Origin of the sequence: Flavobacterium sp. LPB0248, assembly GCF_013388355.1 — a bacterium.
Classification (GTDB): Bacteria; Bacteroidota; Bacteroidia; order Flavobacteriales; family Flavobacteriaceae; genus Flavobacterium.
Window position 1 is genome coordinate 3719876 of record NZ_CP058246.1, and the last position, 15262, is coordinate 3735137.

Sequence of the window (15262 nt, forward strand, 5' to 3'; positions counted from 1 at the left end):
ATATAATTAGTTTTCCATTTAGGTTGTCATTTCTGTAAAAGTCACTTATTTCGGTAACGGATTTATCATTTCGATTGGCTTTTTTCCATCAATTCCCTGATGCGGTCTTTCGTGATTATAGTAATATAAATATTGTAATAATTCTTCTTTTAGTTCTTCCAGAGAATCAAAATCAGTTTCTCTAAGCAGATCATCTTCGAGAGTTCTCCAGAAACGTTCAACTTTACCGTTTGTCTGTGGTCTGTAAGGTTTTGTATGTCTATGGACAATTCCTAATTCTATAAGCATTCTCTCAAAAGGATGGTTGTATTTCTGCTGGCTGGTTTTGATTCCAAATTCAGGGCCATTGTCAGATAAAATCTCTTCAAATTTTATCTCATAATGATCACTTAAGATGTTTAAGCATTTTAATGCAGCAAACATAACTGTTAAACTGGTAATGTCTGGAACTAATTCAGCCCAGGCAATCCGGCTGTAATCATCAATTACACACACTAAATAGAGCTTTTTGTTTTCTCCCCGAATTATGCTTTTACTTAAATAATGACAATCAATATGACCCAGCTGTCCCATTCTTTCCTTGATTATTTTCTGATGATTCTTCTTAATCTTCGGAGTTAACCTGTTTATTTGGTTACGTTTAAGAATATTATAAACCCCTGAATATGAAGGTGTGTTCTTTCCTAATTTTGGCTTTAAGATACTAACAATTTCATATTTGTTGTTTCCTTTTTCTCTTAATTCTATTACTTTTTGTTCTATAAAAGGCACAGGACGTCTTGTCTTGTATTTTGGACCACGTTTTTGAGGCAGTAAATCTAAAGACTTACCGCTCTGCTTATAGCGGTTATAATACTTTAAGAAACTTTTTCTGCAGGTGTCATTTGCCTTATAAAAATCCATCGCCTTTTTATGCACTGGATGAGTTTTACTTTTTACCTGCTCATATTCTCTTATCAAAAATCGATACTTCTCTAAATAGTTTCTTTCTAATGTTGAATCCTGACTGTTATTTCTCATCGCAACAAAATTTATTAAAGTTAAATTTTGTTACCGAAATATCTAACCTTTACAATTTCGACAAAGGAGAAATCTTCGTTGGATATTCTACAAAGATTGGATTTTCATTGTGGAGCTACTTGCGAAGATTTACTTCGTCTATTCGCTATCGCTCGAGTCTCCTTCGTCGAAATGACAAAAATGAGAATAAATCACTATGTAACATAATTGTTTTTTAGAAATACAAAACTATTTCTTACTTATCCCTGCACTTTCAAAACTAGCCATTTCATTCAAAAAAACTTCAGCCGATTTTAAAATAGGGAAAGCTACAGCGCAGCCAGTTCCTTCTCCCAAACGCAAATCTAAATTTAATATTGGTTTTGCATCTAAATAATTTAGCAATTCTGAATGTGCTTTTTCAGCAGAACAATGGCAAAAAATAGCATTTTGTTTGATGTTCGGATTTATTTTGGAAGCAATTAAATAGGCCACAGTACAAATGAAACCATCAACGAGAATTAGCATTTTATGATCAAAAGCAGCCAGCATTCCGCCAGCCATTTGAAGAATCTCAAAACCGCCAAAATAGGAGAGTTGTGTCATTAATTCGGTTTGACCGGAATAATTATCTAATGCTTTTTTAAGTAAATTTTGCTTTAAAAGCAGTTTTTCGTTTTCAACTCCAGTTCCTTTTCCGATACATTCTTCAATTGGAAAACCCGTTAAAAGACTCATTAAAACAGAAGCTGTCGAGGTGTTTCCAATTCCCATTTCGCCAAAACCAATACAATTTGAACCAGATTTTGCAATATTTTCAACAATCGATTTTCCTTTCTCAAAACACAAATGAACTTCAGATTCGCTCATTGCAGGAACGTGAAGAAATGACTGTGTTCCTTTGGCAATTTTAGCATCGATTAAATTGGCATTGGTTGGAAAATCATAATTGACACCCGAATCTACAATTGATAATTCGATATTATTCTGATTGCAAAAAACGTTTATTGCTGCGCCGCCATCTAGAAAATTATTGACCATCTGTCGCGTAACATCTTGTGGATAATCACTTACGCCATGATTTGCAATTCCGTGATCGGCTGCAAAAACTACGATATTAGGTTTTTCGATTTTCGGATTTAAAGTTTCAAAAACCGTTGCCATTTGAAAAGCTAATGCTTCTAAAGTTCCCAGAGAACCAACCGGTTTTGTTTTCGAATCTATTTTGTCTTGTAAAAGACTATAGAAATCGGATTTATCTTGAATTTTGTTTTCTGATTGTAAATCGAAAGAAGAAACATTTATTGACTTAATTTCGTTGATTTCAGTACAGATTGGAGCTTCCGATTTTTGTTTCCAATGCAATTGCTGCAGCATTGGCTGATTATTATAATTGGTTGCTGGTTTCCCGATGCAGAAATAGCCAAGCGGTTCTATATTTTCGGGTAAATCGAGAATTTTTTTAAACTGATAATAATTTAGAATCGAAACCCAGCCCATTCCGTAGCCTTGTTCTGTAAGCGAAAGCCAGATATTCTGTGCCGCACAAACCGAACTGAATTTTACGGCTTCGTTGCTGCCAATTGTTCCAATCGTAAACTGATTAAGAACAGAACGATCATAAGCAATAACAAGTCCGATTGGAGCTTCTTCAATTGCTTCGAGTTTTAGCGATTTGTAAAGTTCTTTCTGCTCAAGATTATCGGTAAGTTCTTCAGCCTTTTTGTTGTAATCTAAAAAGAGGTTTTTAATTGAGCTTTTAACTTCATGCGATTTAATGAGATAATATCTAGTAGCATCCGTTAGTCCTACAGAAGGTGCCCAATGTCCCGCCTGTAAAGCTTTCTGGATCACTTCATCGGGAACTTCATCGGCTGTAAAATGTCGTGTGTCGCGGCGTGATTTTAATATATCGTCTAAATTACTCATTTCTTTAAATTCCAATTTTTTAAATTCCAAATTCCAAATCAGAAAATGGAAAGATTCTAGTAAAGGTAAAGCATAGCTTTGGAATTTGGAGTTTAAAACTTAGAATTTCGTCTCAATTTATTGGAATTTGGAATTTTCTGTATTGGAATTTATCCTTTTATTTTAACCGGAATTCCAGAAACCATCAGCACAACTTCGTTGGCATTTGCAGCAAGAAATTGATTCATCCAACCTTGAAGCTCAACAAATTTTCTTCCGATATGCGTTTCTGCATGAACACCCATACCGATTTCATTTGTTACAATAATGATATTAGCATTTTCGTGCTTTGCAATAGCAAGAAATTCTCTTTTAGCTTCTTCCAAGCTCAAAGCCACATCATTTTTAGTATCTATAAAAAAATTAGTTAGCCAAAGAGTAACGCAATCAATCAAAGCCGTTTTACCAGAAAAATCAATTTCACTTAAATATTTCTCTTTTTCAATATTTGTCCAATGTTCATCTCTTTCCTGCTGATGGCGATCAATTCGATTTTGAAAATCAGCATCCCATTTTCGTGCAGTTGCTACATATATAGGAGAGTTGGAAAGTTCTAAAGCAAGTTTCTGTGCATAACCGCTTTTTCCCGAACGTTCACCGCCAGTTACCAAGTAAATCATTATGTATAATGGTTAATTATTAATTGTTAGTTGTTAATTTTTTTACTTCTGATTGTTTTTTGGAAGTTTTAAGGATGCTAGTTATTAATTTTAGTATTGTAATAGCATCATTATAAATGTTTTTAAATTCTTTTTCGTTGAGATAATCAGTGGCTTTTAATAATTCTAGCCAATAGACAGTTTCATTAGCTTCTTTTTGAGCAATTGCAAACTTATGAATAAAATCGCTTTTACTCTCAGCATGTTCAGCTTCTCGAATCATTGCGCCAACACTAGTGCCAGATCTTAAAAGTTGCTTCGCAAGAATAAACTCTTTTTTATCATTATTTAAATATTGATATAGTTTGACGATTCTTATAGCAAAATCAAAACTTTTATCTCGAACAATATTATTTTTCATAATTTACAATTAACAATTTATAATTAATAATTAATACGGGCAATGTCGGCAGTTATTCCCGCAGCAGGTTCCTCTTTTTAGATGAAACCAGGTTTTAAAAACATAATTGCCATTTTCGATATAATAATCAATTCCCTCAATTAAATTATCAGTTTTAGGTAATAGCATAGCTTTATTGTTAAGCGCTTTTTTTGGAGTTAAGGTTTCGATATAAGCATCAATTTTATCTTCGCAGGCTTCTTTAAAGCATACAGGACAAAGGCAGTCGCCTCCGTCTGAAAGATTGAAAATAGGTGGGTAATCATTACACCAGCACTTATTTTCAGGTGAAGTGTCACCGCACGAAAAAGCGGTCTCACAACTGGAGCAGATTTTTGTTTTTGGCACACTCATCAAATAAAAGGCTATTTGTTTAAATTTGTACGAATAAAGGTAAACAAAAAAAATAGAAATTGATTTACCTTTGTTGCCATACAAAACATAAAATATGAAATATTTTTTCCATAAATTACCAGTCGTTTTTTTACTTCTTTTAGTAATTAGCTGTAAAAAAAATGAAACGCAAACTACTGTAAAATCTGATGTTTCAGCAGAAAGTATTGAATATGCTTCTGGTCTTTCGATTGTAAAAAAAGATGGTTATTCGATTGTAAATGTGATTAATCCGTGGCCAAATGCTAAGGAGAAATTTACTTACATTTTAGAAGAAAAAGACGTACAAATTCCAGACAGTTTAAAAAAATATCCAGCTATAAAAGTTCCATTAGAAAGTGTTGTGGTAACTTCAACAACAAATATTCCTTTTTTAGAAATGCTGGAAGTTGAGAATAAATTGGTCGGATTTCCGCATACGGATTATATTTCTTCTGAAAAAACACGAGCATTAATTGATAAAGGTTCTGTGAAAAACGTTGGACAAAATGAAAAATTGAACATCGAACAATTAATAGAATTGTCACCAGATTTGATCGTTACTTTTGGTGTCGATAATAATAATCCGATGTTGGATAATTTGAAAAAAAGCGGTTTGAAAGTGCTTATTCAAGGCGATTGGATGGAACAGTCTCCGCTAGGAAAAGCAGAATGGATTAAACTTTACGGCGCTTTATTTGGAAAAGAAGAAAAAGCAAAAGAACTTTTTGATAAAATCGTAGAAAGCTACAATCAGGCAAAAAAACTGGTTGAAGAGAAACCTGCAACTTCAAAAGTGTTGTATGGTTCTATGTATGAAGATGTTTGGTACGTTGCCAAAGGAAACAGCTGGGTAGCGCAGTTTATGAAAGATGCAAAAGCTAATTATTTATGGGCCGATTTGAAAGGAACTGGAAGTGAAGGCTTGTCGTTTGAGAAAGTTTTAGATAAAGCGAAAACGGCTAATATCTGGATTGCTTCAGGATCTTTTAAGAGTTTAGATGAATTACAAAAAGCAAATCCGCATTACTCAGAATTTGATGCTTTCAAAAACAAAAGTGTATACAATTTTGAAGGAAAGATGGGTGCAACAGGAGGAACGGTTTACTATGAATTGGCACCAAGCCGTCCCGATTTAGTTTTAAAAGATTATATCAAGATATTTCATCCCGATTTATTGACAGGTTACGAATTTACTTTTGCATCAAAACTGAATTAAATTGGCGAATAAAAAAAGAAATACCATTTTATTTGTCGTATTGACTTTTGGACTTTTACTAATGTTTTTTGCAAGCATTAGTTTAGGATCAGTTACAATTCCGCTAAAAGATGTTTTTGCAAGTTTAACTGGAGGTCAAGCAACAAAATCAACTTGGGAATATATTATCATTAATTATCGTCTTCCAAAAGCCATTACGGCAGTTTTGGTTGGAACGGGACTCTCAATGAGCGGACTTTTAATGCAGACTTTATTTCGAAATCCGCTTGCAGGACCTTATGTTTTAGGCTTAAGTTCTGGAGCGAGTCTTGGAGTTGCTTTTGTGATTTTAGGAGCAGGATTTCTGCCTTCTTTTTTAAGTGTAATTGCTTTGTCTTCTTACGGAATTGTTTTGGCATCTACTTTAGGAAGTACATTGGTTTTATTTTTGGTTTTAGTCGTTTCGCAACGATTGCGCGATACAATGGCTATTTTAATTGTGGGGTTAATGTTCGGAAGTTTTACCACCGCAATCGTTAGTGTCCTAACATATTTTAGTACGGCAGAACAGCTTCAGAAATTTACTTTTTGGTCTATGGGAAATCTTGGAAATCTCTCTTGGACAACTATTGTAATTTTAACTGTCTGTGTTGGAATCGGATTGCTTTTAAGTGCCAAAAGTATTAAACCATTAAACGCTTTGCTTCTTGGAGAAAATTATGCGAAAAGTATGGGATTGAATTTTAAACGGGCTCGATTAATAATCATATTTGCAACCAGCATATTATCAGGAGCGATTACAGCATTCGCGGGACCAATTGCTTTTGTCGGTTTAGCAGTGCCTCATATTGCAAAATTGACTTTTCAGACCAGTAATCATACTATTTTGTTTTGGAGTACTTTATTTTTTGGTTCCATAATAATGTTATTTTGTGATATTGTATCACAAATGCCAGGTTTTGATGTCACGCTTCCAATAAATGCCGTTACGTCTATAATTGGTGCGCCGGTTGTTATTTGGCTCTTAGTTCGAAAAAGAAATTTTTAAAGATTATTTAGCCACAGATTAAAAGAATTAAAAGGATTTTTGCCCATCTAAAGAAAAACTTAGAACCTCAGCATCTTAGTAACTTAGAACCTCAAAAAAATGAAAAACATCTTAACAACTGCGAATCTAAATATTGGATATAAATCCAAGAAAGGAGTTACGACTATTGCTGAGAACCTAAATCTTAATCTTGAAGCAGGTAAATTAATTACTTTAATCGGAGCAAACGGAATTGGAAAGTCAACTTTATTACGAACGATTACAGGAATTCAGAAACCTTTATCTGGGAAAGTATATTTGAATGAAAGAAATATTTCAGACTATCAACCTTTAGAACTGGCACAAAATCTAAGTTTGGTTTTGACCGAAAAATTGCCACCTAGTAATCTTTCCGTTTTTGAATTGGTGGCTTTAGGTCGCCAACCTTATACCAATTGGGTCGATAAATTGTCTGACGAAGATGTTCTAAAAGTTCAAGAAGCAATGACTTTGACGCAAATCGAGCATTTAGCTTCAAAAAAACATTTTCAAATTAGTGATGGGCAATTGCAGAAAGTTTTAATTGCAAGAGCTTTGGCGCAAGATACGCCATTAATTATTCTAGACGAACCTACAACACATCTTGATTTACTGCATAAAGTTTCTTTGTTTAAATTATTAAAGAAGCTAACTCAGGAAACTCAAAAATGTATCTTGTTTTCAACGCATGATATCGATCTGGCTATTCAGTTAAGTGATGAAATGATTATGATGACGCCAGAAAGTATAGTGCAAGATCAGCCTTGTAATTTAATTTCAAACGGAAGCTTCAGCAATTTATTCAAAGATGAGCATATCATTTTTGATGCTGAAAAAGGGAAGTTTATTGTGAGTTAGTTTTTATTATTTTCCAATCATCTATTTTTTGAGTAATCATCATGAAAATTCTAACAGAAATCAGAAAGATTGAAAGTTTGATTAATAGCTCAAGAAACAAATTTGAAGAATAATAATATGCAGACATAGTCCAGGAACTTGGCAAGTAGTCTCTATGGAAAGAGGTAATAATGATTACTATTTTTTCAATTGATATAATAAAGAAAAAGCTGAAAATTAGCTTTAAAAGAGTTCTTTTTTGGATCGATTTAATTCTAAGAAGTTGGCTCATAGAAAACCAAAGTAATGGTTGAAGCCAAAATCCAAACCAATATTTACCAAACATTCTGTTAAATAAATAATTTTTACTTTCCTGATTTGAAATGTTTAATTCAATAATTATTGCTAGGAGAAAGACAATTAAATAAACAATTCCAGTAAATGAAATGAAACGATTTGACTGATTATTAATTTTTTGGAGAATTGGATTTTTAATAAATGTTGAAAGAAGTAAGCAAATGATAGTAATTATTCCATAAGTAGAAAAAAAGTCTACTAATATAAATTCCAAGCTAAACAATAATCTTTCAGTCATATACTTTATTATTCTCGGTTAAACAGTTACACAATTAACCCTTTTTTAACCCAATCTGTCTCTTCGCTTCACCAACTACAAAAGCAACCGAATTGGCTATATTAAAACTGCGAATAAGCGGAGACATTGGAATCGTTAAATGATTTTCGAATCTTACCATAAATGCTGCACTCAAACCAACGCTTTCTTTTCCGAAAACCAGCCAGTCACCATCTTGAAATTCGTTTTCTAAATAGGATTTATCAGAATGCGAACTCATTAAAAAAACACGAGAATGATCTGGAATCTGAGCAATCCATTCTTCTACATTTTGATATTCTGTTACATCAAGATGAACCCAATAATCCAATCCAGAACGTTTTAGATTTTTGTCATTAATCACAAATCCGAAAGGATGAATTAAATGAAGTCGGCTTTCTGTACCTACGCACAATCTTCCTATATTTCCGGTATTATTCGGTATTTCTGGTTCTACAAGAACAACGTTTAACATCTTTTTTTAGTTATGAATTATGAGTTATGAGTTTTGAAATTATCTAATTGTCACATTATCTAATTATCTAATTGAAAATCGGAAACTTCCAAAACTTCACCCGCTTTTAAGTTTTGCAAATATACATTTCCTATTCGAACGCGAACAAGACGCAGCGTTGGAAAACCAACTGCAGCAGTCATTTTTCTAACTTGACGAAATTTTCCTTCTCTTACTGTGATGGATGCCCAAGAAGTAGGACCATGACGTTCGTCTCTTATTTTTTTGGCTCTTGGACCAAAATCAGGAATTTCAGTTACAATGAAAGCTTTGCAGGGTTTTGTTCTGTATTTTCCACCGTCAAGTCCGATTTCTACACCTTTTTGCAATTGTTCTATCGCTTCGGGAGTAATTAATCCGTCAACCTGAACGTAATATTCTTTGTCGACTTTTTTGCTTCGTACAAGTTCACTCATATTTCCGTCAGTTGTCAGTAAGAGCAAACCTTCAGAATCTTCGTCCAATCTTCCAATTGCCATTGTTCCTTCTGGGAAATCGTACAATTCGCCCAAAAGCTTTTTTTTTCTTTTTAATTCATAAATAAATTGGCTTAAATAGCCGTAAGGTTTAAAAAGAATGAAGTGTTGGTGCATTTTTAATTTTTTGCAAAGATAGTCTCTTTCTTAGAACTAAATCTTATAACTGTTTTTCAGATTTCATTTTTTTCAGCCATTGGTACACAAACCAAATTACGGTTATAGCAAAAATGACAATTAAAACAGGATAATAGTTTTCTAAAAATTCATGAAAATAACTTCCGATTAAAATATAAATAGAAGCCATACATAATTTGATTGGGATAAATTCGGCATTAGACCAGCTAGTTTTGATTTTGAAGAAGTTCATAATAATTAAGGTTGTTAAGTTGCTTTGAATAAAGGTAATAAATAAAAAAACAGATGGCAATTATAAAAGAAAAGCAATATCAAGTCATAATTTTTTCGCTCTTAGAATTCGTAATATTATAAATTCAATGTAAAAAGAATAATGTCATGGAAACAAATAATTTAGGAACAAAAAAGATAAACGGGACGCAGAAAAATATTGATGAATCTAAAGGTAAAAACGTCTCGCATGATGAAGAATTAAAAGATGCCAAACTGAATAAAGAATTGGTAACCGATGCAGACGGCGATAAAAAGATTGTAGAACGCGCTCGAAATGAAAATGAGGATATTAATAAAGCGCTTCATCAAGTAAGTCCAAATAACCCAAATGCAAATCGCGGCGTAGAAACAGAGGAGGAGGCAAAGAAAACAGTGGAAAATAAAGATCGTAATTCTGATATAACGCCAAATCGATATCCAAACTCACATCCTGATAATCATAAAGATCGTGGGAATATGAAACTAGACGAAGACGAATAAGGCAATACAAAATTTTAAGTAAAATAGAGTCAATTTAATGTCAAATAACATAAGATTAGCGGTTCGCGTTAATGTTATTGTAAACTCCTTTTAAAGCTTCTGTATCGGTTGATATCTTCGTAAATTAGAGGAATCAATTTAAAACATATACAAAATGGCACTTTTAGAAAATAAAGTAGCTTTTGTATCTGGCGGAGGATCTGGAATCGGACGCGCAGTTGCAAAAGCGTACGCTCGAGAAGGAGCAAAAGTAGTAGTAGCTGATATAAATGTAGAACACGGTGAAGAAACCGTAAAGATGATAAAGGAAAAAGGTGGTGAAGCTTTTTTTATAAAAGGAGATTCGTCTAGTGCAGCCGACAATAAACACATGGTTGAGGTGACAGTTTCAAAATACGGTCGATTAGACATTGCTTGTAATAATGCAGGAATGGGTGGACCGGCAAAACCAACTGGCGAATATGAGCCAGAAGCTTGGGATAAAGTTATTGCCTTAAACTTAAGTGGCGTTTTTTATGCCTGCCGTTACCAATTGGAGCAAATGGAGAAAAATGGTGGTGGAAGCATCGTAAATATTGCTTCAATCCACGGACAAGTTGCCGCGCCAAATAGTGTTGCGTATACAGCAAGTAAACATGGTGTTGTTGGTTTGACAAAAAATATTGCAGTAGAATATGCGCAAAAAAATATTCGTTGTAATGCTGTTGGACCAGGTTATATTGAAACAGCACTTTTAAAAGATAATTTAAATAAGGAAATGATGCAGGCCGTTGCAGCAAAATCTGCAATGAATCGTTTAGGAACAGCAGAAGAAGTTGCCGAGTTGGTAGTTTTTCTAAATTCTGATAAATCATCATTTACTACAGGAAGTTATATTATTGCCGATGGTGGTTATACCGCGGTTTAATATTTGTTAGAGAATACTATTTTGAATTAGTGAAAAGCAGTAAGCGAAAGTTTACTGCTTTTTTTTGTATAAAAATCCTAGTATTTGTAGGAATTACGGAGTTTTTTTAATGCTGTTTGGATAGATGTCTGTTTGAATTATGTGTGAAGAAATATTCTTTTTATTGGTTTTATTTTATTATATTTAATGTAATGTTAAGTTTTGATGAATAATGTGTATAAAATATCAAACATTAAGTTTATAGTTTTATAATATTGGCTTAACTTTAAAGAAGATAAATTTGAACTCTAAAAACTCTATTCTTTAACGTATGAAAAAACTCTACTTTTCGCGCCATGTTTTGGCTCTTTTATGTTTTTTTTGCCTTTTTTCTGGTAATCTTTTTGCTCAGATTACGATAAGAACTTCACTTCCTATAAGAGAAGAATTTAATGATTTAAATGGTGGTACTTCTGTAGTATATCCAATTGGCTTTCAAGGATGGACCGCAGGAAATACAAATGGTTCTGGTGTTACAGATTATGTTACATCTGGTGTAATTATAGCAGATAAGCCTTTAACGGCTGGAGGAAAAGCGAATTCAGGCACAGGAAATGTTTACAATTATGATGGAAAAATTGGTTTTCTAAATTCTGGAAGTAATGATTATGCAATTGGTCTTGCTTTTTCAACAGAACAAAAAGCAAGTATTGAAATTCAATATGATGCTTTAGTTATTCGTAATCCATACGGTACAGTAAGTGGTTCAACTACAAGTTCTCGTATAAATGAATTTGCTTTACAATACCGAGTTGGTACTACGGCAGATTTTGTAACGCTGTCTGATACTTATTTTCGCAATAATACCACGCCACGCATGGATGAAACTACGTTACCACAAAGTAGTCATATAACAGTAATGTTACCTGCGGAATGTAATAATCAACCTGTAGTTCAAGTACGATGGATTTCAAAACAGATTTCTGGAGGAGGTTCTCGTCCAGCTTTTGCCATTGATAATATTGATGTAAAAGTTTTTAGTGATCTAGATGCGCCAATTAATGTTACAGGCTATCCAAAGGTTACTAATATCTTAGCTGATAGTTTTGACTTTATTAGTAAAATAAATGAGAAAGGAAAAACATATTATGTGTTATTGCCTAATGGTAGTGCAACGCCAACAATTGCACAGATAAAGGCAGGACAGAATGCGGAAGGAACTTCAGCCTTACAATCTGGTTTTTTAGATATTACAGATCCTACTCAAGAATATGTAAAGAGCTTTGCCGGATTGAACTTAAATACCACGTACTCTGTTTTTTCTGTTTCAGAAGATTTTTATAATAATATACAAATTGCAGTAAGTAAATTAGATGCAACTACTGCTATTGCGCCAGTTTTATCGACGACAATAGCATCTTTAGATTTAGGAGCATCAGAAGCAAATTATGATTCAAAAGTTTTAAGTTATCAAGTTGGAGCAACAGATTTAACACAAGATGTTGTCTTAACTGCATCAGCAAACTTTACAATATCTAAAGATAATGCCACGTTTGGATCTTCTATTACTTTTGCATTAGCCGATTTTGCATCAAATGCAACACCAACAGTTTATGTAAAATTCAATCCAACTTCAGTTGGAAGTTTTACAGGTTCAATAACTCATGAAACAACAGGAGGTACAACAAAAATAGTTAGCCTGTCTGGAAGCGGAACAAATCCATATATACAAGGTTTTAATGATCCAAATGTTTTAACAAATAGCGGATGGTCGCAATACAATGAGGCGGGACCTTTGAATAAATGGTCACACACTATTCTGTCACGTAATGTTAATTCTGGAACTGGTGCGGTTTTAATAAACGGATTTTCAGAAAATGGAGCAAGCAAAGATTGGCTGATTTCTCCGAGATTACGTTTAGATGGTTTTACACAAATTCCGTTATTATCTTTTTACTCTCGCCAATATTATGATGGGCCAGCTTTAAAATTAATGGTTTCAACCAATTATGATGGAGTTAGCGACCCAAATACTGCAACATGGACACCGATAAACGGAAGATTTCCACAAGATACAGGAAGTTATGTGAAATCTGAATATATAAATTTATCAGCTTATAAAACAGATCATACTTATTTGGCTTGGGTTTACGAAACTACTTCTGGCGGACTTGATAATGCTGCGGAATGGTCTTTTGATGATTTTGCTATTATTGATGAATCAAAATATGTGGATTCTAACCCGCGTTTAGATTTTGCAGATGTAAGTCCAAATTCGGTTTCTGCTAGTCAAACTTTTGTTTTTGCAGCGGCAGGCTATGGAGATATCACTATTGAAGCTCCGACATCATACCAATTATCATTAGATAATATTTCATTTTCATCAAGCATTATTATTGCTGCATCAGATGCATTAACTGGAAAAACAGTTTATGCAAGATTTGCTCCAACTACAAAAGAACCAACAATTTCTGGTGTGTTGAACATTACAGGAACATCGCTAAGTAAACAAATTGGTTCATTTACAGGAACTTCTATATTAAAAGCAGATACTTATGATGTAGTGTCTTATAATTTAGAATTTTTTGGTTCTGATGCTAGAGATAGAACAGGTAAAGAATTTGGCCCAACAAATGATGCGTTACAAATTGAAAACGTAGCCAAAGTAATGAACAAATTAAATGCAGACGTTTATGTAGTTCAGGAAGTTTCTGATGAACCAGCACTAGATGCTTTAATTCAAAAAATTAGCATTAACGGAAAAACATTTGATAAGACAATCTCAACTTCTTGGTCTTACTCATTTAAACCTTTAGATCCTTATTTTCCACCTCAAAAATTGGTAGTAATTTATAATACACAAACGACTACTGTAAAAAACACAAAAGTATTATTTAAAGATTTATACGATCAAATTCTAGCTCATACTGTAGTTTTGCCAAGTTATCCAGGAACAGATACTCCAGAACTTAACGATGATAGTTTTTTCTCTTCAGGACGTCTTCCTTATTTGGTTCAAGTTGAAGCTAATATTGGCGGAATTAAAAAAGAAATTAACTTAATTGATCTTCATGCGCGTGCAAACAGCGGAACTGATATATCAAAATACAATCAGCGTAAATATGATATTGATTACCTGAAAGATGCATTAGATGCTGAATATCCAGATGCGAATTTAATTCTTCTTGGAGATTTTAATGATGACGTAAAAGCTTGGGTTGGAAATGCAAGTACAGCTTCGTCTTATAAGAAATTTGTAGACGACACTACTAATTATAATGCTCTAACATGGGATATTAGTCAGGCTGGAGCTTATAGTTTTTTAAGTTCACAAGGATTTTTGGATCATATCTTAATTTCTAATGAATTGAATGATGATTATATCACTAATTCAATTGCAGTTTACGATCCAAGAAATGATATTGCAAATTATATCACAACAACATCAGATCACGGACCAGTAATTGCTCGTTTCCAATTAAAACAAGACGTACTTTCTACGCCAGATTTTGGAGCGAAAAATAAATATTTCGTAAAAGCTTATCCAAACCCTGCGACAGATGTTTTGAGTTTTGATATCAAAACAGCAACGCAAGGAAGAGATCTAAAAATCAGATTGTATGATTTTAATGGTCGTGCAATTGGAAATCCAATCAATGTTAAAAATGAATCTGAAGTTAGTACAGCAGTTGTTGCTGTTGGGAATCTAGTTTCTGGAGTTTATTTCTACACGGTTACAGAAAATAATAAAGTGATTTTTAAAGATAAAATCATCAAGAAATAAAATAGATTATAAAACAGAAAAGGCAGTCATTTTAAGACTGCCTTTTTTTATATAAATAGTTTTTTCAATTCTTCTAAATCAATATTACTTTGATCTGAAAAGCTGAAAAAATAATCCAATTGCCATTTTTGTGTTTTCTGAGCCTGTTTACTTGTAGTTTCATCCCAAGGCGGATAAACTCTTGTGGCTCTAATTCCCTCTTTACTTTGAGTAGAAAAAATGCCTTTTTCTAATAATGTCTTTTTAGGAAAAATAAACTGTCCCCAATTTTGGTCTTTTCGAACAGTTACAATTACAAAATCGATAGCGTCAGAATAATCAAAAGGTTCAATCGTTCCCGTTTGATTTCGTTTCCATAAAGTAACAAATTGTCCCGTTTTGGTTGGGGTAATTTTGGCTTCTCGATAACAAATGTTTTTATTGTTTATCTGAAATCGATAGGCACTATATTCTTCACTTTCGCTTTCCTTTTCTAAAGAAGTCATCTGCAAATCTGCTTTATCAAAAATGCTTTCTTTGCTCAACACTAAATCAGATGAGCCAATGGTAAAATTCATAAAAATCTATTTTAAGATAGTTTGAAAATTACTATAAATTTA

The 15262-nt window shown here is 33.1% G+C and carries 16 protein-coding genes; 6 read left to right on the forward strand and 10 right to left on the reverse strand.

Annotated features, from left to right (window positions below):
- Positions 1-45: 45 nt before the first annotated feature.
- The 5 genes from LPB248_RS15765 to LPB248_RS15785 all read right to left on the reverse strand — a co-directional run bounded on the left by LPB248_RS15765 (position 46) and on the right by LPB248_RS15785 (position 4380).
- Positions 46-1020: an integrase core domain-containing protein gene (locus tag LPB248_RS15765; protein ID WP_177212274.1), complete on the reverse strand. Its 975-nt coding sequence runs from the start codon at positions 1018-1020 to the stop codon at positions 46-48.
- A 228-nt stretch (positions 1021-1248) separates the two neighbouring features.
- Positions 1249-2928, reverse strand: coding sequence for a nicotinate-nucleotide--dimethylbenzimidazole phosphoribosyltransferase (cobT, locus tag LPB248_RS15770; RefSeq protein WP_177212559.1), 1680 nt, complete (start codon positions 2926-2928; stop codon positions 1249-1251).
- Positions 2929-3077: 149 nt separating this feature from the next.
- The gene (gene cobU, locus LPB248_RS15775) at positions 3078-3587 is read right to left on the reverse strand and encodes a bifunctional adenosylcobinamide kinase/adenosylcobinamide-phosphate guanylyltransferase (RefSeq protein WP_177212275.1); all 510 of its coding nucleotides are present in this window, start codon (positions 3585-3587) and stop codon (positions 3078-3080) included.
- 19 nt (positions 3588-3606) lie between these two features.
- A complete protein-coding gene (locus LPB248_RS15780; protein WP_177212276.1) occupies positions 3607-3987 on the reverse strand; it encodes a four helix bundle protein in 381 nt (126 codons plus the stop codon).
- 30 nt (positions 3988-4017) lie between these two features.
- Complete coding sequence (locus LPB248_RS15785) at positions 4018-4380, reverse strand: DUF5522 domain-containing protein (RefSeq protein WP_177212560.1); 363 nt, start codon at positions 4378-4380, stop codon at positions 4018-4020.
- 94 nt (positions 4381-4474) lie between these two features.
- Here LPB248_RS15785 and LPB248_RS15790 point away from each other — a divergent pair, with 94 nt between their 5' ends.
- The 3 genes from LPB248_RS15790 (at position 4475) to LPB248_RS15800 (ending at position 7520) form a co-directional block, all read left to right on the forward strand.
- Entirely contained in the window at positions 4475-5617 is a 1143-nt protein-coding gene (locus LPB248_RS15790; RefSeq protein ID WP_177212277.1) for an ABC transporter substrate-binding protein, read from the forward strand.
- A 1-nt stretch (position 5618) separates the two neighbouring features.
- Positions 5619-6644: a FecCD family ABC transporter permease gene (locus LPB248_RS15795; RefSeq protein WP_410504072.1), complete on the forward strand. Its 1026-nt coding sequence runs from the start codon at positions 5619-5621 to the stop codon at positions 6642-6644.
- A 99-nt stretch (positions 6645-6743) separates the two neighbouring features.
- The gene (locus tag LPB248_RS15800; RefSeq protein WP_177212278.1) at positions 6744-7520 is read left to right on the forward strand and encodes an ABC transporter ATP-binding protein; all 777 of its coding nucleotides are present in this window, start codon (positions 6744-6746) and stop codon (positions 7518-7520) included.
- Here the strand turns inward: LPB248_RS15800 and LPB248_RS15805 are convergent.
- Genes LPB248_RS15805 through LPB248_RS15820 form a run of 4 tightly spaced genes read right to left on the reverse strand, consistent with a single transcriptional unit; the run spans position 7507 to position 9472 of the window.
- Positions 7507-8094 carry a hypothetical protein gene (locus tag LPB248_RS15805; RefSeq protein ID WP_177212279.1) on the reverse strand — a complete coding sequence of 196 codons (588 nt, stop codon included), beginning with the start codon at positions 8092-8094 and terminating at the stop codon, positions 7507-7509. The genes LPB248_RS15800 and LPB248_RS15805 overlap by 14 nt on opposite strands.
- A gap of 34 nt (positions 8095-8128) precedes the next feature.
- A complete protein-coding gene (locus LPB248_RS15810; RefSeq protein ID WP_177212280.1) occupies positions 8129-8587 on the reverse strand; it encodes a tRNA (cytidine(34)-2'-O)-methyltransferase in 459 nt (152 codons plus the stop codon).
- Positions 8588-8646: 59 nt separating this feature from the next.
- On the reverse strand, positions 8647-9219 hold the full coding sequence (locus LPB248_RS15815) for a pseudouridine synthase (RefSeq protein ID WP_177212281.1): 573 nt from the start codon (positions 9217-9219) through the stop codon (positions 8647-8649).
- A gap of 43 nt (positions 9220-9262) precedes the next feature.
- Positions 9263-9472, reverse strand: coding sequence for a hypothetical protein (locus tag LPB248_RS15820; RefSeq protein WP_177212282.1), 210 nt, complete (start codon positions 9470-9472; stop codon positions 9263-9265).
- 146 nt (positions 9473-9618) lie between these two features.
- On the opposite strand from LPB248_RS15820, the gene LPB248_RS15825 reads away from it, so the two are divergent.
- The 3 genes from LPB248_RS15825 (at position 9619) to LPB248_RS15835 (ending at position 14663) form a co-directional block, all read left to right on the forward strand.
- A complete protein-coding gene (locus LPB248_RS15825; protein ID WP_177212283.1) occupies positions 9619-9993 on the forward strand; it encodes a hypothetical protein in 375 nt (124 codons plus the stop codon).
- 154 nt (positions 9994-10147) lie between these two features.
- Positions 10148-10900, forward strand: a complete 753-nt coding sequence (locus LPB248_RS15830) for an SDR family NAD(P)-dependent oxidoreductase (protein WP_111424600.1) — start codon at positions 10148-10150, stop codon at positions 10898-10900.
- Between the two features lie 310 nt (positions 10901-11210).
- A complete protein-coding gene (locus LPB248_RS15835; protein ID WP_177212284.1) occupies positions 11211-14663 on the forward strand; it encodes a T9SS-dependent choice-of-anchor J family protein in 3453 nt (1150 codons plus the stop codon).
- Positions 14664-14710: 47 nt separating this feature from the next.
- On the opposite strand, the gene LPB248_RS15840 is transcribed toward LPB248_RS15835, so the two are convergent.
- Positions 14711-15220 carry a MepB family protein gene (locus LPB248_RS15840; protein ID WP_177212285.1) on the reverse strand — a complete coding sequence of 170 codons (510 nt, stop codon included), beginning with the start codon at positions 15218-15220 and terminating at the stop codon, positions 14711-14713.
- Positions 15221-15262 lie beyond the last annotated feature (42 nt).

What these genes read in the sequence shown, in the direction of transcription:
- LPB248_RS15785 (WP_177212560.1), bottom strand. Translation starts at nt 4,380, where the DNA reads ATGAGTGTGCCAAAAACAAAAATCTGCTCCAGTTGTGAGACCGCTTTT.
- LPB248_RS15835 (WP_177212284.1), top strand. Translation starts at nt 11,211, where the DNA reads ATGAAAAAACTCTACTTTTCGCGCCATGTTTTGGCTCTTTTATGTTTT.
- LPB248_RS15830 (WP_111424600.1), top strand. Translation starts at nt 10,148, where the DNA reads ATGGCACTTTTAGAAAATAAAGTAGCTTTTGTATCTGGCGGAGGATCT.
- LPB248_RS15805 (WP_177212279.1), bottom strand. Translation starts at nt 8,094, where the DNA reads ATGACTGAAAGATTATTGTTTAGCTTGGAATTTATATTAGTAGACTTT.
- LPB248_RS15825 (WP_177212283.1), top strand. Translation starts at nt 9,619, where the DNA reads ATGGAAACAAATAATTTAGGAACAAAAAAGATAAACGGGACGCAGAAA.
- LPB248_RS15815 (WP_177212281.1), bottom strand. Translation starts at nt 9,219, where the DNA reads ATGCACCAACACTTCATTCTTTTTAAACCTTACGGCTATTTAAGCCAA.
- LPB248_RS15780 (WP_177212276.1), bottom strand. Translation starts at nt 3,987, where the DNA reads ATGAAAAATAATATTGTTCGAGATAAAAGTTTTGATTTTGCTATAAGA.
- LPB248_RS15790 (WP_177212277.1), top strand. Translation starts at nt 4,475, where the DNA reads ATGAAATATTTTTTCCATAAATTACCAGTCGTTTTTTTACTTCTTTTA.
- LPB248_RS15800 (WP_177212278.1), top strand. Translation starts at nt 6,744, where the DNA reads ATGAAAAACATCTTAACAACTGCGAATCTAAATATTGGATATAAATCC.
- LPB248_RS15820 (WP_177212282.1), bottom strand. Translation starts at nt 9,472, where the DNA reads ATGAACTTCTTCAAAATCAAAACTAGCTGGTCTAATGCCGAATTTATC.
- LPB248_RS15840 (WP_177212285.1), bottom strand. Translation starts at nt 15,220, where the DNA reads ATGAATTTTACCATTGGCTCATCTGATTTAGTGTTGAGCAAAGAAAGC.
- cobU (WP_177212275.1), bottom strand. Translation starts at nt 3,587, where the DNA reads ATGATTTACTTGGTAACTGGCGGTGAACGTTCGGGAAAAAGCGGTTAT.
- LPB248_RS15765 (WP_177212274.1), bottom strand. Translation starts at nt 1,020, where the DNA reads ATGAGAAATAACAGTCAGGATTCAACATTAGAAAGAAACTATTTAGAG.
- LPB248_RS15810 (WP_177212280.1), bottom strand. Translation starts at nt 8,587, where the DNA reads ATGTTAAACGTTGTTCTTGTAGAACCAGAAATACCGAATAATACCGGA.
- cobT (WP_177212559.1), bottom strand. Translation starts at nt 2,928, where the DNA reads ATGAGTAATTTAGACGATATATTAAAATCACGCCGCGACACACGACAT.